The following is a 14,466-nucleotide window of genomic DNA, read 5'->3' on the forward strand; positions in this document are numbered from 1 at the left end:
CAAATTCAGGAAGCAATCGCTGATGGCTGATGAAGACGATGATGATGATGCTCTCGCCGCTGAATGGGAAGCCATGGCAGGCGGCGATGACGAGGATGGAGACGACGGCGGCGAGGATATGGCCGCCGAATGGGAGTCCATGCTCGGTGACGATGACGGCGACGAAGGCGGCGGCGATGACGAAATGGCCGACGCCATGGGTGGCGGTACATCTGCGCGCGTTCTGAACCAGGACGAAATTGACAGTCTTCTGGGCTTCGATGACGGTTCGGGGGCGGGCGATCAGTCGGGTATTCAGGCCATCATCAACTCTTCAATGGTGGCCTATGAACGACTTCCGATGCTTGAAGTCGTATTTGACCGCCTTGTGCGTATGATGTCGACTTCCCTGCGTAACTTCACATCCGATAACGTCGAGGTATCGCTTGATAACATTCTGTCTTTGCGTTTCGGCGATTACCTGAACTCGATCCCGCTGCCCGCAATGCTTGGTGTTTTCAAGGCAGAGGAATGGGATAACTACGGGCTGCTGACAGTTGATTCAGCGCTGATTTATTCCATTGTGGACGTTCTTCTGGGCGGGCGTCGTGGTACGGCGGCAATGCGTATCGAAGGCCGCCCTTACACCACGATTGAACGGAACCTTGTCGAACGCATGATCCATGTGGTTCTGGGTGACCTGTCAGCGGCGTTTGACCCGCTAAGCCCGGTAACCTTCCGTTTTGAACGCCTTGAAACCAACCCGCGTTTTGCCACCATTGCCCGTCACGCCAACGCTGCCATCGTCGCGAAGCTGCGCATCGACATGGAAGACCGCGGTGGTCGTCTTGAACTTCTGATCCCGTATGCAACGCTGGAGCCGGTTCGTGAACTTCTGCTTCAGATGTTCATGGGTGAAAAGTTCGGTCGTGACTCCATTTGGGAAAACCACCTCGCAAACGAACTGTGGCAGACCCATGTTAATCTATTGGCAGTCCTTGATGAGCAGGTCATGGCCCTTGGCGATGTGATCAACCTTGAAGTTGGGAACCGACTGGTTCTTAATACTGGTCCGACCTCGCCAGTCGAGGTTCGGTGCGGGGATGTACCCCTGTTCAAGGGATTAATGGGGCGCAAGGGTGACAGGATCGCAATTCAGGTTCGTGATCGTGCGCGCTTAACCGAGGAAGATAGCTGATGGACTTCGCGTTCTATCTGGATCTTGTGATGATCGTGTTGCTGGTGGCAACGATCATTTATGCGATCATCCTGAACCGGAAGCTGGCGGCCTTTCGGCGTAGTCGCGAGGATATGCAGAACTTTTTGACCGCTTTCAACGCGGCCAACGAACGCGCGGAAACCTCGATCACAGCGCTTAAGGAAATGGCCGAGCAGTCTGGTGAAAGGCTGCGCGAGGACATTGAAAAGGCAGGGGCGCTCACTGAGGACCTCAGCTTTATGGTCGATCGTGGTGAAAGTATCGCCAACCGTTTGGAAAAGGCCGCGCGTGACGTGAACTCGGTTCGTCGCAACGCAGGTGGCAGCGAAGGTGTGCAATCGGGATCATCGGCGAATAGCGATACGGTAAAGTCCCCCGGCGGAGCGACGGCTGGTCTTGGTCGTATGATGGGGGCCCAGGATCGCAACGACGTGATTGATGATCGCGACCATGTCGGCGTTGAAACCCGCGCAGAGGAACTCGCTGCAAGAATGGTGGGCGAGATCGAGCGCGGATCAAACGGGCCGGTTGATGATGGTTACGACCGTGAAGAACCTGCGCGTGGTGGCATGCAGGGCAGTCGGGCCGATGTTTCTGATCCCTATGACAAGGACGAAGACGCCGGCCGCTCTGAGGCAGAACGTGAATTGCTGGCCGCACTCCGGTCAGTACGATAAGAGGCCGCGAACGGCGCGTTTTGCGTCGTTTGTGGGCTTGAGATTATGAGTTTTCTTTTTATCTAATGGCTAGGATCCTGTTCCGCTGGAAACGCCATTGGAACAGAAAGAAATCAAGTGAGAAGGAGCATGGGCACTTTGTGCCGACATGCTTGGGTGTGTGAATGTCAGGTGTGCGAATTCTGCCGTTGGTCGTCTTGGTCGGCGTGATGGTGCTGTCGATGCGGGTGGTCAACCTGTTTTCCTATGATACCGATGCACCGGTATCAGCAACGAAAACGGGTGTGAGCATGGTGCAGATCGCACAAGCGCAGGCACCGGAAACCGCAGGTGATCCAGCAGCAGAACAGGCCGCCACACCGGAAAATGGTGACCCGGGGCTCGACAGCCCCGAAGGACTCACCATGGAAGGTGAACCGATTGACGGTGTTACCGGCGATGCTGCCGTCCCGCCAATGCTCGGTGGCGATCCAACACTTTTCACGCAAGAAGAAATCGACCTGCTGCAGAACCTTTCGGTGCGTCGCGGCGAGCTTGATCGCAAGGAACAGCGTCTTGACGAACGCGAAAGCCTGATTGCGGCGGCCGAAGCGCGTATTGATGCCAAGATCGAAGAAATGAAATCCCTGAAATCGGCCATCGAAGATTTGGTCGAGACCAAGGAAGCCCAGGAAGATGATCGCATCAAGAAGCTGATCAGCGTTTACGAAAAAATGAAGCCGAAAGATGCCGCGCGCATCTGGAACGACCTTGATATGGATATCCTATTGCAGGTCGCCCTTGGTATGCGCGAAGCCAATACAGCTGCGGTTCTTTCGGAAATGACACCGGATCGTGCGCGTGCGCTGACCTCGGAGTTGGCCTACAAGCAAGATATCAATATGTTGCCGCTGCAATAGCGACACAGCTTCAAAGGATTGACCGCGCGGTCCGAATGGGAAAGAGTGATCGACAGGACAATTTTTTGAAAAGAGCCAAGGTGATGAACAATTTAATAGCGGGTTAAACATCTTGATTAACCAATATTAAATATGTACATCACGATTATTAGGGGCCTTGTCACTATGCGGAAGTATGGTAGGCAAGGGTGGGAGATCAGATAGCTGATGGAGTTGTGAATGGCCGTCGATCCGAATATGCCGATCCTGATTGTGGATGATTACAAAACCATGTTGCGTATCATCCGTAACCTTCTGCGGCAGCTCAACTTTACGAATATTGAAGAAGCGACCGATGGTAGCATGGCGCTTCGCAAGCTGCGTGAGGCTCCTTTCAGTCTCGTGATTTCTGACTGGAACATGGAGCCGATGACCGGTCTCCAGCTTCTGAAAGAAGTGCGCGCAGATGCCAAACTGAAGGATATGCCCTTCATTATGATCACCGCTGAAGCCAAGACCGAAAACGTTGTCATGGCGAAAAAGGCAGGCGTTTCCAACTACATCGTGAAACCGTTCAACGCAGAGACGTTGAAGGGCAAGATGAAGACTGTCATTGGTGATTTCTGATCAGGAGCGCGGGGCTTTTGTCCCGCGATACCGCTATGTCTAAGGCGTCCAAGGACGAACTACGGCAATTGTTGAATGATCTTCGGGCGCGCCTTGATGGTGATGACCTTAAGGTCGAACAATTGTCAGAGCTGATGGATCAGCTTTCGCGCTTCATGGGCGACAAGCCGTCCGAGGACCAGCAACGGCTGTTTGGCGAGCTTGACGAACTGTCGGGCATCATCCGCAAGATGAAGTCGGAGATTGCCTCGCTCCGTCCGGATGACATCAAGGCTGAATATATCCCCAACGCAACCGACGAGCTCGACGCAATTGTCGATGCGACGGCGGGGGCAACCCACGAGATCCTTGATGCCATGGACGCGCTTGAGGAGTTCGCGACAACCTTGCCGCCAGAACAGGCAGAAATCGTGACGGGTGCAACCATGCGCGTGTACGAGGCCTGTAACTTCCAGGATATTACCGGGCAGCGCACGACCAAAGTGATCAAGGCCCTGAAATCCATAGAAGAACGTGTTGAGGGGCTGGTCACGGCATTTGGCGACGAGATTGCCAAATACGCAGCGGCTAATCCGCGCCAGAAAAAAGAAGCCGAAGGCGAGGATGCCTTGCTGAACGGTCCGCAGCTTGAAGGAAAAGGCGTAACGCAGGCCGACATCGACGCGATGTTTAACTAAGTGGCGTTATCATGGCGGAGATAGAGGAAGACGGACCAACACCACCATCCCCCCCAGCGAACGGGGCCGTGGCGTTGTTTCTGGCCCTCTATCTTCTTCTGCTTGCCTTCTTTATTCTGCTGAACACCATCTCGACCTTTGAAGAGGTCAAAACCCGCGAAGTGCAGGAAAGCCTCTCCTCGGCATTCGCGGCCATTCTCCCGCCGACGACCAGTCTGCAGACCGTGACCTCGATTGAAGGGCCAACGGTCTCTGCGCAGGAAACCCAGGACAAGCTGGGGCATCTTTTTGAAACTGCCATCAAGGTGGTCCGGGTTGAAGTCATTCAGCCGGGCAAGCTGATGGAAGTCATCATGCATGTCGATCAGCTGTTTGATACCAATTCCATCCTGATCCGCGAACGTCAGGCCGACTTCATGCGTCAGCTTGCCGAAGTGCTCGCAGATGAAGAAGGCTACGCGTCCTACGAGATGGAAATGGTGATGGGTAGCCAGATCGAAGACAAGGGCACGATCCAGATCGAAAACAACCTTCAGATCGCGCAGGCAGGATCGTTTGCGCGTGAGCTGATTGATGTTGGCGCCCCGGAAGACCATTTCTTTGTGGGCATTGACCCGGGCGCTGACCCGTTCATCGTGACGTTCCGGTTCTTCTGGAATTTCGGACCCAAGGAACCGCCAGAACCCATCGAGCGCAACGGGAATGGTAATACGCCTGATGTAACGCCTGACGCCACATCACCGGGCACGGATGGCAACGGTGGGGGAAGTTCCGGGCAAACCGGCGCAATTGCACCTCAGCAGTTCATGATTCCGCCGGCAACGGGCACTGGCCAACCAGCCATTTCCCAGCCAATCCCGCTTGGGCCGCAAGCATCGGGAGGTGGCGGATGAGCGACGACGCACCGCGCAAGGAAGAACACAAGGGGCCGCCGCCCTGGATGCTCAGTCTCGCGGACTTGATTTCGCTGCTGCTGACATTCTTTGTGATGTTGTTTGCCATGTCCAAGGTCAAGATCGACCGTTGGGACGAGGTGGTCGACGCCTTGTCGCAGTCTATCAAACCCTCGCCGGTCGAAGATACCGACGAGCCGATGGCAAATATGAACATCCCGCGTGTCTATCGTAAACCGGCGATGAACCTTGATTATCTGAGCGCCGTGATCGATGACGCCATTGATGACAACGCGGTTCTGGGGGATGCCCGGATGTCGCGCGAAGCTGACAAGCTGGTGATTTCACTGCCGGGTGATCTTTTGTTTTTTGCTGGCAGCTCGGAAATGACGCCAAAGGCAAGGCAGGCTTTGTTTGTGCTGGGCGGGGTGTTGCGAAATATCGGCAACCGTATCGGTGTTCAGGGGCATACCGATCCGCGTCCGCTAAGTGGTCGTGGGCAATATGCATCCAACTGGGAGCTTTCCCTTGCCCGTGCCGGTTCAGTTGCCAACGAGTTAAAGCAATCTGGTTACACAGATTACATAAATATTTACGGATTTGCGGCATCAAGATACGACCAGCTTCCCAAATTGTTGGATGAGGAGGCGCGATTTGAGATGGCGCGCCGGGTCGACATTGTAATCGAGCCTCATGGGGGAAGCGGGATCGGAGGCACGTAAGTATGGCGAAACTTGCCGTGCGCATCCTGCTGGCGGTTGTTGTTGCGACCACCACGGCAATGGTTTTGCCCTTAAGCGGTATGCGCCCTGCAATAGCCCAGGTGGCGGACCCTGTTATTATTCGCTCTGGGCTTCATAACGGTTATGGACGAATTGTTCTGCAATGGAACGAACCGGTCAATTACACCGCCGAAATTATCGGCGATCAGTTGGTTGTGCGTTTCGATGAACGGTTGGTTGCCTCTTTGCGTGGTGTTGTTGCGCCCGTTTCGCGCTATGTTTCCGATGCTTTCTTTGATCCTGACGGGCGGACTATCGCCTTTGTCTTAAGCGATGACTACGAGGTCCGCGCCTTCAACGTTGGCAGCAACGTGGTGCTTGATATTCTCGATAAGCCCGAAGCTGAACCGACACCTCCACCGGCATCGGTCCCGACGCCGCCTGTGCGCCCCGCACAGCAGGATCAGAATCAGACCCCTGAAATAACCCCGGCCCCAACGACGCCGGTTGAGACAGTCGCTGATGACGGTGCGACACTGCCCGAACTTGATGTCCGCGTCGGGCGTCACCCGACATTCTATCGGCTGGTTTTTGATTGGCCGAACCGGACTGACTATGCGCTTGAAGGTGCGCAAGGATCACAAACCATTGCCTTTGGTGCTCCTGCCCGGATTGATGCAACAGATGTTTCCCGTCGCCTGCCTCAAGGTGTGCGGGTGCGTCAGGATGGCACCAACCCGCTTGATGTGGTTATCGAAACCACACCGGCACGGCAATTGCGCCATTTCCGGTCCGGTAACAAGGTGGTGGTAGATATCATGGGGGTGCAACGTGCACCGGCAACGACCAGCGCGCAAAACCGCACCGCAGGAACAACGGATCCAGCAACAACCGCCCCGACACCACCTGCACCTGCGGCACCCGCGACTGAAACCGCGGCGCAAACGGATGACACCCCCGCAAATGGCAGCGCCGAAGACTCTGGCGATGCCGCGGTTAATGCCGAGGGGGCGGAACTTGACCCCAATTCGCCAGAAGCACTGGCGCAGGCGGCCCAGAACGCGGAAAACACCGTTCGTACAAACGGGCAGGCACCAGTCGAGCGCGAAAGCATTGGCGATCTTGTGGTCACGGTCGAACAGACTGCGACGGAACTTTCGCTTGGTTTCCCGTTCGGGCAACCGGGCGGTGCCGCTGTCTGGTCGCGCGCAGGTTTCTTGTGGCTGGCCTTTGATGTCCGTGCCAATCTCAACCTTGATACCGTGCGGCAAGAAGCTGCCCAGATCATCGGGGTGGTCGAACAGGTCGAAAGCCCCTATGCCACGATTGTGCGCATGACAATCCCACCGGGTATCGGCCTTTACACGACCCAAAGTGATGCCGGTGACTGGCGTGTCACCATGCAGCAGGGCATAATGCAGCCGGTTGAGAAGCTGGGCCCGTCAATTGAACTTGATGAGCAAACCCGCGCACGTCTGATCGTGCCGCTGGATGATGTTGGGCCGATCATCCCGATTGATGATCCAGAGGTCGGTGACACGTTGCGTGTCACCACAACAACCCAAAGCGGGTATGGCATCGAGGTTTCTTTGCGCTATCCCGAATTTGAGGTTTTGCCATCTGTTCAGGGTGTTGTTGTCGCCCCGATGAATGACAGCGTTCAGGTCGCCGGGCGTGATGACGGTCGGGGTGTGATCGTCACGGCCGAAGATGGTTTGAACATCTCGCCAGAAGGGGCGCGTTTGTTGGCATCGGCAACTGGCGTGCGGGCAGGAACCGGCGATGGCCGCGAAGGATTGATTTTTGAGCTCGAAGAATGGCGTCGTGGTGGGCTTGATAATTACAACAGGACAATCCGCGATCTTCGCCAGGGTATTGCTGATAGCGGTGACGAACATCGCAACAAGGCCCGTCTGGACCTGGCGCAGTACTATCTGGCCAATGGACTGGGCCCAGAAGCCGATGCTGTCATTTCGACAATGGAACACGATGATCCATTGATCGCACAGCGCCTGCAATTCCGGGCGCTCAAGGCGGCGGTAAAGTTTCTGAACCGCGATTACGAGGAAGCTGAACGCCTGCTTGAAGACGAACGTTTGCGCGAAATCCCCGAAATGCAGTTGTGGCGCGCGGTGACACTTGCTGCGCGCGGTCGCCCGAACGAAGGTGCGCGCGATCTTCTGGAAAGCGTTCATATTCTTGACTACTACCCGCCGGAACTGTTGTCGCGCATCGTGCCGATTGCAACCGAGCAGGCGCTTATCGTCGGCAACCCGGAAGCGGGGATGGACATGATCGAGAAGATGCTGGTGACGCCCGGATTGTCCGAAAGCAAGATTATGGATATCCAGTACCTCAAGGGGGTCTTTGAGGAAGAGGCGGGCGAGCTTGAGCAAGCGGTCGCGACCTGGGATCAGGTTGCCGAGGGCGAGAACCGCAAGGCGCGCGCCCATGCAATCTTTGATCGAACAGAACTTTTGATGCGTCTGGAGCGTTTGACGGTCGAAGATGCGATTGAACAGCTTCAGAAGCTTCGCTTTGCCTGGCGCGGTGATGCATTCGAGATGGCATTGCTCAAGCGCATTGGCGAACTGCAGATCGAGAACAAGGATTTTCGTGAAGGGCTGAACACGCTGAGACAGGTGGCGATCTTCTTCCCCAATATGCCGGTGGCCAAAGAAGCAACCGACATGATGCATGAAACCTTCGAAAATCTGTATCTGGGTGACGAGATTAACAACATCTCGGCGATCAAGGCCGTTGCGCTGTATGACGAATTCCGCGAACTGACACCCGCCGGCGAAAAGGGCGATGAACTGATCCGTCGCCTTGCCGACCGGATGGTCGATGTCGAACTTTTCGAGCGTGCCGAGGATCTTCTGGAACATCAGGTAGACTTCCGCCTGTCCGGTGTTGAAAAAGCCCGGGTCGGGGCGCGATTGGCGCTGGTTTATCTTCTGGATAGCAAGCCCGAAGACACCATTCGCGTTATCGAGGAAACGGAAGTACCCGATCTTTCCGAGGAACTTGCAACGCAGCGTCGCCATCTTCGCGCGCGTGCACTGCTTGATACGGACCGCGGTGCCGAGGCCGTTGCATCGCTTGAGGGTGACTATTCACGTAATGCGGAACTGCTGCGGATTGATCATTATCGCAGCACCCGTGATTACATGTCCGCAGCCGAAACATTCCAGCGTCTGGTGGGTGAAGAGCCGTTTGACGGGGACGGGATCTCTGATGAGCGCGGGCGTTACATGCTCAACTGGGCGGTCAATCTGGCAATGGCTGGTCAGGAACGGACGCTTAACATGCTCAAGCGCCGCTACGGCGAGATCATGGCCCAAAGCCCGTATGCAGAGGCATTCAGCCTGATTACATCATCGCCGACCCAGGGGCTGATTGATTATCGCACCCTTGCGGATCGGGTTGACGAAGTAGAAGACTTCCAGGGTTTCCTTGCAACCTATCGAGACCAGTTGGAAAAGTCTCAGCTTAGTGCTATAAATTAACGTTCAATAAATATATCGTGGTGCCGAATTCGCCCTTTGCGGGTGTGAGCGCTATGATTCTGTTGGATTTTTTGAACGGTAATGAGTGTAGAGCTGTGATGGATCGTGCACTTAAAATGGTCTATTACGATGAGGCAAATGTCGAAAAGGACATTTTTGCCCAGCTTTCGCTTGCCCAGAAACACTATCAGGGCGACGGGATGCCGCGTGACGAATCCGCGACCCGCCGTATCCTTGACCAGATTCACCGCCAAAGCCGTGCGTTTGCTGCTGTTTGCTATGGATATATGCGCAGCAAGGGACTCGGCGTTGCCGAAGACCTTGGTGAAGGTCAGCAATGGTACCGAGAGGCGGCCTATTGGTTTAACGAAGAAGCCACTTCTGGCGGCCCGGTATCGGCCAACAATCTTGGATATCTCTATGCCAAGGGGCTTGGCGTTCAGGAAAATGCCGAGACCGCTGCACACTGGTTTGAAGAAGCAATCGAATTCGGATCGGTCGCAGCCCTCTATAACCTTGGTGTCTGTTATCTCAACGGATGGGGCGTGCCACAGGATGACGAAAAGGCTGTGTCCTATTTCGAACGTGCAAGCGAACTGAACGACCCGTCCGCTGCCAGTGTTCTGGCGTACCTTTATCTTGAAGGGCGCGGGGTGCGTCGCGATCCATCCAAGTCATTTGAATTCAACATGCGCGCAGCACGCGCCGGCAGTGTCGAAGCGGCATCGGCCCTTGGCTACGCGCTGGGTGTCGGGTTGGGCGCAGAGCGCAATATTGCCGAAAGCATCAGCTGGTTTGAACTCGCCGCGAGCGAGGGGGACGCCTATGCGCAGGCCAATCTTGCGATGTATTTCTGCCATTCTTCTGATCTGAAATTGTTTAATCGCGGCTGGAAGATGTTGAGCCATGCGGTGGATCAGGGGGATGCATCTGCGAAATATCAGATGACCCAGATCCAAATTTTCGGTGTGCCACATCGCGAACCGGATTATGCCAATGCGCTTGATCTGGCGATGGATCTGGCGGAGCTCAGTCATCCGGGCGGATATCATCTGATCGGGGTTATGTACGAACATGGTCTTGGCGTGCCTGTTGATATGGTACGTGCGGCGACCTGGTATGAACGCGCGGCCCGCAAAGGGTCAGCAAACGGTCAGGCAGCACTTGGACGCCTCTATGCGATTGGCAGCGGTGTCGAACAGGACAATGTTCTTGCCTATTACTGGCTGAAAATGTCCGCACCGACAGAAGACAGTCAGGCGCAGCGTGAAATGGGGGCGATTTACGCCCGCATGAGCGAAAGGGAGCGCCAGGTGGCCGAGAAATATGTGACCGAAAATCCGGGTCCGCGTCGGGGAAGTTTTGGCCTCAAGCCGCTTGAACAGGATGTTTTTAAATCCGGTCGCCAAAAAGGCTAAACCGGATATCTGTGGGGCATCAATGCCCAGGTCTAGGGAAGACCAGAAGCCGCCATGCAATGCAGGCGGCTTTTTTATTTGTCCTGTCAGATATTGTTGGCTGTGCTGTTGCGGCGACGTACCGATCAGGTCAACGGAATGTATTGATATAGTTGGAACTTGAGTTAGGGTTTTTAAATCAAACTGTTACTTCACGTATTCTGGTCTTGAGGCGAAATGCCCTGCCACCGAGGTCCGCATGAAAGATGAACTGACATCGCTATGGGAGGCGACCGCCAATGACGCCCCCAAGACCGAAAAGCCCGAAGGCGAATATGATTGCGATGTCATGATTGTCGGCGCTGGCTTTACGGGCATGTCCTGCGCGCTTCAACTGGCCAAGGGTGGTGCATCGGTCATTGTGGTCGATGCTGTGCAACCGGGGTTTGGGGCCTCGGGCCGAAATGGTGGGCAGGTTATTCCCGGGTTGAAACATGACCCCGAAACGATTGACCGGCTCTATGGTGCGTTCTCGACCGAGTTTGCGGGGAATACCGCCAAAACCACATTTGATCTGATCGCGAAACACAGTATCGATTGCGACGCCACGCCAAGTGGCTGGATACAGGGCACGATCAAGCGTGATCACCTTGACTTGCTTGAAACCCGTATGCGGGAATGGCAATCGCGCGGCGCGGATGTACGCTTGCTAGATGCAGCTGAAGTTCAGGCGATTTCAGGCAGTAAACGCCTTGTTGGTGGCTGGCTTGATAACCGTGCAGGTCAACTTCATCCGCTTAAATACATCCGCGGTTTGACCCGTGCTGCGCAGGCGGCGGGATGTCAGGTGTTTGCCCCCGCGCCAGTTCGCAGCATGAACTGCATTTCCGGAAAATGGCATGCCAGGATTGCCGAGGGCACGGCAACGATCAAAAGTGACCATGTGGTGGTCGCAACAAACGGCTATTCCGATGACCTGTTCCCGAAATTGCGCAGAAGCCTGATTCCGGCAAACAGTTTTCAGGTTGCAACCGCACCGCTTGGCGCGGAACAACTTGCCAGCGTTCTACCAAACAAAACGCCTGTTTCGGACAGCCGGCGCATTGGTAATTATTTTCGGATTGGGCCAGGTGGGCGGTTGATGATGGGCGGACGCGGGACGTTTGCAGATCCGGTTGGCCGTGATGCTTTCAGGGAAATTATCTCGGAGCTGCATGCCTATTACCCGCAGGTCAAATCTTTGCCGATTGAATTTTGCTGGTCGGGTACGCTTGCCATGACCTATGACCATTTCCCGCATCTGCACCGACCGCTGGAGAATATGACCATGGCGGTTGGCTATAACGGGCGCGGCGTGGCCCTGTCGACCTCACTGGGCAAGGCGATTGCCGATAACCTTCTGAGACCGGATATGCCGTTGCCGCTGCGTTTTAGCGACATCAAACCGTTATTTGCCCATGATCTGCACCGTGCCTATGCCACGATGGCGATCTGGTATTATCGCCTGCGCGATCATCTCGAACGCTAAGATGACCTGTTTTCTGTTCGTCTGGAATGGAACGTTTTCGGCCCGCCGGCCTAACCACCGAAACTCTCGACCAGAGATCCGGCGATCAGATACCAGCCATCGACCATCACAAAGAAGATCAGTTTGAATGGCAGGGAAATAATAACCGGCGGCAGCATCATCATGCCCATCGACATCAGGATACTGGCAACCACCATGTCGATGATCAGGAACGGGATGAACAGCAAAAAGCCGATCTCGAACGCACGGCGCAGTTCACTGATCATGAAGGCCGGGATCAGGGAACGCAGCGGGATATCCTCGGGCGCGGTGACTTCCTCAATACCAGCCAGATTGACAAAAAGCTGAAGGTCGCGTTCGCGCACCTGGGTCATCATGAAGTCATGTACCGGCTGGACGGAGCGTTCGAACCCTTCGAATTCGTCAATGTTGCCATTGATCATCGGCTCCAGGCCTTCGTCCCAAACCCGTTCAAGGGTTGGCATCATGATAAACAGGGTCAGGAACATCGCCAGACTGATCAGAACCTGGTTCGGTGGTGACTGCTGAATACCAAGTGCAGTTCGCAGCAGGCTGAGCACCACGATGATACGGGTAAAGGACGTCACCATCATAAGGATGGCGGGGGCAATACTCAGAACCGTGATCAGGCCGATCAGCTGAATCAGGCGGCCAGATGATGTCACGCCCGGACCGTCACCCAGATCAAAATTGAAAGACTGCGCCTGAACCGTGTCGCCGCCCGCCAAAATGGCAATCATCGGGATCAGTGACCAGATCGCACACAGGGTTAGCCAGCGCGGCGCACGCCACCCGGCCTTTGCCGGTTTCTCATCCTCGGTGCGGGCTGATGGGATATCACGGTTCATGCAGGCGTATTCCTGTCAGTCGGGGCGGCATCTTTTGTGGCATCAATGGCAATTTCGGTGGTTTCAGGCGACAGGGTTTCGTCTGACGGGGGCTGATTACCAAGTATTTCGCTGAAATGGGTGCCAATATTGCGTTCGACCACGGTGTCGCCATTTGGTCCAAGCATGACAAGATGTTCGGTATCATCGCGTCTGAGCAAAACCAGACGGCGCTTGGTGTCGACAGGAACGACTTCGACGACCGACAGGCGTCTTTTCACGCCACGGCGGTTGATGTTGCGCGCGCCCGGAACAAATCGCCGCGCCAAAAGGGCAAACACGCCAATAATCCCCAGCACAAAAAGCAGGGCGGCAACAAACCGGAAATAGGCGCTTAGTTCCATCAGGCAGCTTTCCCCGTCAACAACCCGTGATCATCTGTTGGCAGCATTACCATCGCACTTGCGATCACCGTCTTCATGTCCTTGTTTACCGTGCCGTGCAAGGCCAAGCAAGATGACATCCAAACCCCGCCTTTACGATAGCCGTTTTCAAAACAGCGCCTTAGGGGGGCTTTGCTATTTGGTGCGTGCAGCCTGTGCATAGGCATTTGTTGCCTGCGCGGTGTTGCTGATGCCACGAAGCTGGCGCTGAATGTCACTGTATTCCTGCTGCATCCGGGTTTCGAATTGCCCCAGTTCCTCGGTCAGTGATGCAAGCAGCGGCGCGACTTCCTGGCGTTGCTCCGGGGCAAGGGTGCGGGCCTGTTCGCACAGGTCGGCAATGCGGCTTTCAAGGGCTGACAGTTCAACGACCTTGCCGTCTTCGAGATATCGTTGTCCGGTGCGGATCAATGACAGGACGCGCTTCAGGTCGTTTTTGAACTGATCGGGCTTGTATTGCTCTGGGCTCATGATGGGCCTTCCCCGTTTACGTCATCTGTTGGTGTTGCCAGGATCTGATCTTCTGGATCGGACTGGCTGCGCGACGGACCGCCATAAATGCGATTGATCCGGTATATATAGTTCAATATCTCGGCGACGGCTGCAAAGGCTTCAAGCGGTATTTCACTTTCAACGTCCACAGCCATCAAAATCTCGGCAAGATCACTGTCCTTGCGGACCTTGATCCCGTTGGCAAAGGCGACCTGCAATATCTGTTCCGCAACGCTGCCTTCGCCTTTAGCACTTAGTGTCGGGGCATTGTCCCGCCCATGCTTGTACCTTAGCGCGACCGCCTTTTGGTCAGGCGCACCCGGTGCGGCAAGGTCTTCCGTCTTGCTCGCCGGTGTGTCGGTAATGTCATAGGTCGGCTTTTTCCCGCTCATACGGTCCTTCAATTCAGGACGGTTTGCCATTTTTGCCAGTGGCAGGCACCCCTAACAGGGTCGACCATAGACCCAAGATGGTCAACAAAACGTTGTCGACCTGAACGTCGACCCAAATCTTGTGATCATCACATCGGCAATACAATCAAAACCACACTGGCCAATAGGCCTGCATGCTGTTGATG

General features: G+C 55.3%; 14 protein-coding genes. 10 read left to right on the plus strand and 4 right to left on the minus strand.

Annotated features, from left to right (window positions below; genetic code table 11):
• Positions 1 to 22 precede the first annotated feature (22 nt).
• The 10 genes from fliM (at position 23) to AUQ43_RS06630 (ending at position 12,106) form a co-directional block, all read left to right on the plus strand.
• Positions 23 to 1,177, plus strand: a complete 1,155-nt coding sequence (gene fliM, locus AUQ43_RS06585; RefSeq protein ID WP_062955475.1) for a flagellar motor switch protein FliM — start codon at positions 23 to 25, stop codon at positions 1,175 to 1,177.
• Complete coding sequence (locus AUQ43_RS06590) at positions 1,177 to 1,875, plus strand: DUF6468 domain-containing protein (protein ID WP_062955476.1); 699 nt, start codon at positions 1,177 to 1,179, stop codon at positions 1,873 to 1,875. Before fliM ends, AUQ43_RS06590 begins: the two co-directional genes overlap by 1 nt.
• A 164-nt stretch (positions 1,876 to 2,039) precedes the next feature.
• A complete protein-coding gene (locus AUQ43_RS06595) occupies positions 2,040 to 2,774 on the plus strand; it encodes a MotE family protein (protein ID WP_062955477.1) in 735 nt (244 codons plus the stop codon).
• A gap of 219 nt (positions 2,775 to 2,993) precedes the next feature.
• The gene (locus AUQ43_RS06600; RefSeq protein WP_008890394.1) at positions 2,994 to 3,380 is read left to right on the plus strand and encodes a response regulator; all 387 of its coding nucleotides are present in this window, start codon (positions 2,994 to 2,996) and stop codon (positions 3,378 to 3,380) included.
• Positions 3,381 to 3,415: 35 nt separating this feature from the next.
• Positions 3,416 to 4,057 carry a protein phosphatase CheZ gene (locus tag AUQ43_RS06605; protein WP_062955478.1) on the plus strand — a complete coding sequence of 214 codons (642 nt, stop codon included), beginning with the start codon at positions 3,416 to 3,418 and terminating at the stop codon, positions 4,055 to 4,057.
• Between the two features lie 11 nt (positions 4,058 to 4,068).
• The gene (locus AUQ43_RS06610) at positions 4,069 to 4,950 is read left to right on the plus strand and encodes a flagellar motor protein MotB (RefSeq protein WP_232310609.1); all 882 of its coding nucleotides are present in this window, start codon (positions 4,069 to 4,071) and stop codon (positions 4,948 to 4,950) included.
• Positions 4,947 to 5,672 carry a flagellar motor protein MotB gene (locus AUQ43_RS06615; RefSeq protein ID WP_062955479.1) on the plus strand — a complete coding sequence of 242 codons (726 nt, stop codon included), beginning with the start codon at positions 4,947 to 4,949 and terminating at the stop codon, positions 5,670 to 5,672. The genes AUQ43_RS06610 and AUQ43_RS06615 overlap by 4 nt, the downstream gene beginning before the upstream one ends.
• A gap of 2 nt (positions 5,673 to 5,674) precedes the next feature.
• Positions 5,675 to 9,181, plus strand: a complete 3,507-nt coding sequence (locus AUQ43_RS06620) for a hypothetical protein (protein WP_062955480.1) — start codon at positions 5,675 to 5,677, stop codon at positions 9,179 to 9,181.
• A 98-nt stretch (positions 9,182 to 9,279) separates the two neighbouring features.
• Complete coding sequence (locus AUQ43_RS06625; protein WP_062955481.1) at positions 9,280 to 10,599, plus strand: tetratricopeptide repeat protein; 1,320 nt, start codon at positions 9,280 to 9,282, stop codon at positions 10,597 to 10,599.
• Positions 10,600 to 10,837: 238 nt separating this feature from the next.
• Positions 10,838 to 12,106, plus strand: coding sequence for an FAD-binding oxidoreductase (locus AUQ43_RS06630; RefSeq protein WP_062955482.1), 1,269 nt, complete (start codon positions 10,838 to 10,840; stop codon positions 12,104 to 12,106).
• A 50-nt stretch (positions 12,107 to 12,156) separates the two neighbouring features.
• Here AUQ43_RS06630 and fliP read toward each other — a convergent pair whose 3' ends face one another.
• The 4 genes from fliP to AUQ43_RS06650 all read right to left on the minus strand — a co-directional run bounded on the left by fliP (position 12,157) and on the right by AUQ43_RS06650 (position 14,281).
• Positions 12,157 to 12,975, minus strand: a complete 819-nt coding sequence (gene fliP / locus AUQ43_RS06635) for a flagellar type III secretion system pore protein FliP (protein ID WP_181838561.1) — start codon at positions 12,973 to 12,975, stop codon at positions 12,157 to 12,159.
• Positions 12,972 to 13,358 carry a flagellar biosynthetic protein FliO gene (locus AUQ43_RS06640; RefSeq protein WP_062955483.1) on the minus strand — a complete coding sequence of 129 codons (387 nt, stop codon included), beginning with the start codon at positions 13,356 to 13,358 and terminating at the stop codon, positions 12,972 to 12,974. The genes fliP and AUQ43_RS06640 overlap by 4 nt, the downstream gene beginning before the upstream one ends.
• Positions 13,359 to 13,532: 174 nt before the next feature.
• Positions 13,533 to 13,868, minus strand: coding sequence for a hypothetical protein (locus AUQ43_RS06645; protein ID WP_062955484.1), 336 nt, complete (start codon positions 13,866 to 13,868; stop codon positions 13,533 to 13,535).
• A complete protein-coding gene (locus AUQ43_RS06650; RefSeq protein ID WP_062955700.1) occupies positions 13,865 to 14,281 on the minus strand; it encodes an EscU/YscU/HrcU family type III secretion system export apparatus switch protein in 417 nt (138 codons plus the stop codon). The genes AUQ43_RS06645 and AUQ43_RS06650 overlap by 4 nt, the downstream gene beginning before the upstream one ends.
• Positions 14,282 to 14,466: the final 185 nt, after the last annotated feature.

Source organism: Thalassospira sp. MCCC 1A01148 (genome assembly GCF_001613795.1).
Classification (GTDB): domain Bacteria; phylum Pseudomonadota; class Alphaproteobacteria; order Rhodospirillales; family Thalassospiraceae; genus Thalassospira.

Coding starts and splice junctions, on each gene's coding strand:
- fliP (WP_181838561.1), bottom strand. CDS start 12,975: ATGAACCGTGATATCCCATCAGCCCGCACCGAGGATGAGAAACCGGCA.
- fliM (WP_062955475.1), top strand. CDS start 23: ATGGCTGATGAAGACGATGATGATGATGCTCTCGCCGCTGAATGGGAA.
- AUQ43_RS06625 (WP_062955481.1), top strand. CDS start 9,280: ATGGATCGTGCACTTAAAATGGTCTATTACGATGAGGCAAATGTCGAA.
- AUQ43_RS06610 (WP_232310609.1), top strand. CDS start 4,069: ATGGCGGAGATAGAGGAAGACGGACCAACACCACCATCCCCCCCAGCG.
- AUQ43_RS06645 (WP_062955484.1), bottom strand. CDS start 13,868: ATGAGCCCAGAGCAATACAAGCCCGATCAGTTCAAAAACGACCTGAAG.
- AUQ43_RS06640 (WP_062955483.1), bottom strand. CDS start 13,358: ATGGAACTAAGCGCCTATTTCCGGTTTGTTGCCGCCCTGCTTTTTGTG.
- AUQ43_RS06620 (WP_062955480.1), top strand. CDS start 5,675: ATGGCGAAACTTGCCGTGCGCATCCTGCTGGCGGTTGTTGTTGCGACC.
- AUQ43_RS06615 (WP_062955479.1), top strand. CDS start 4,947: ATGAGCGACGACGCACCGCGCAAGGAAGAACACAAGGGGCCGCCGCCC.
- AUQ43_RS06590 (WP_062955476.1), top strand. CDS start 1,177: ATGGACTTCGCGTTCTATCTGGATCTTGTGATGATCGTGTTGCTGGTG.
- AUQ43_RS06595 (WP_062955477.1), top strand. CDS start 2,040: ATGTCAGGTGTGCGAATTCTGCCGTTGGTCGTCTTGGTCGGCGTGATG.
- AUQ43_RS06605 (WP_062955478.1), top strand. CDS start 3,416: ATGTCTAAGGCGTCCAAGGACGAACTACGGCAATTGTTGAATGATCTT.
- AUQ43_RS06600 (WP_008890394.1), top strand. CDS start 2,994: ATGGCCGTCGATCCGAATATGCCGATCCTGATTGTGGATGATTACAAA.
- AUQ43_RS06630 (WP_062955482.1), top strand. CDS start 10,838: ATGAAAGATGAACTGACATCGCTATGGGAGGCGACCGCCAATGACGCC.
- AUQ43_RS06650 (WP_062955700.1), bottom strand. CDS start 14,281: ATGAGCGGGAAAAAGCCGACCTATGACATTACCGACACACCGGCGAGC.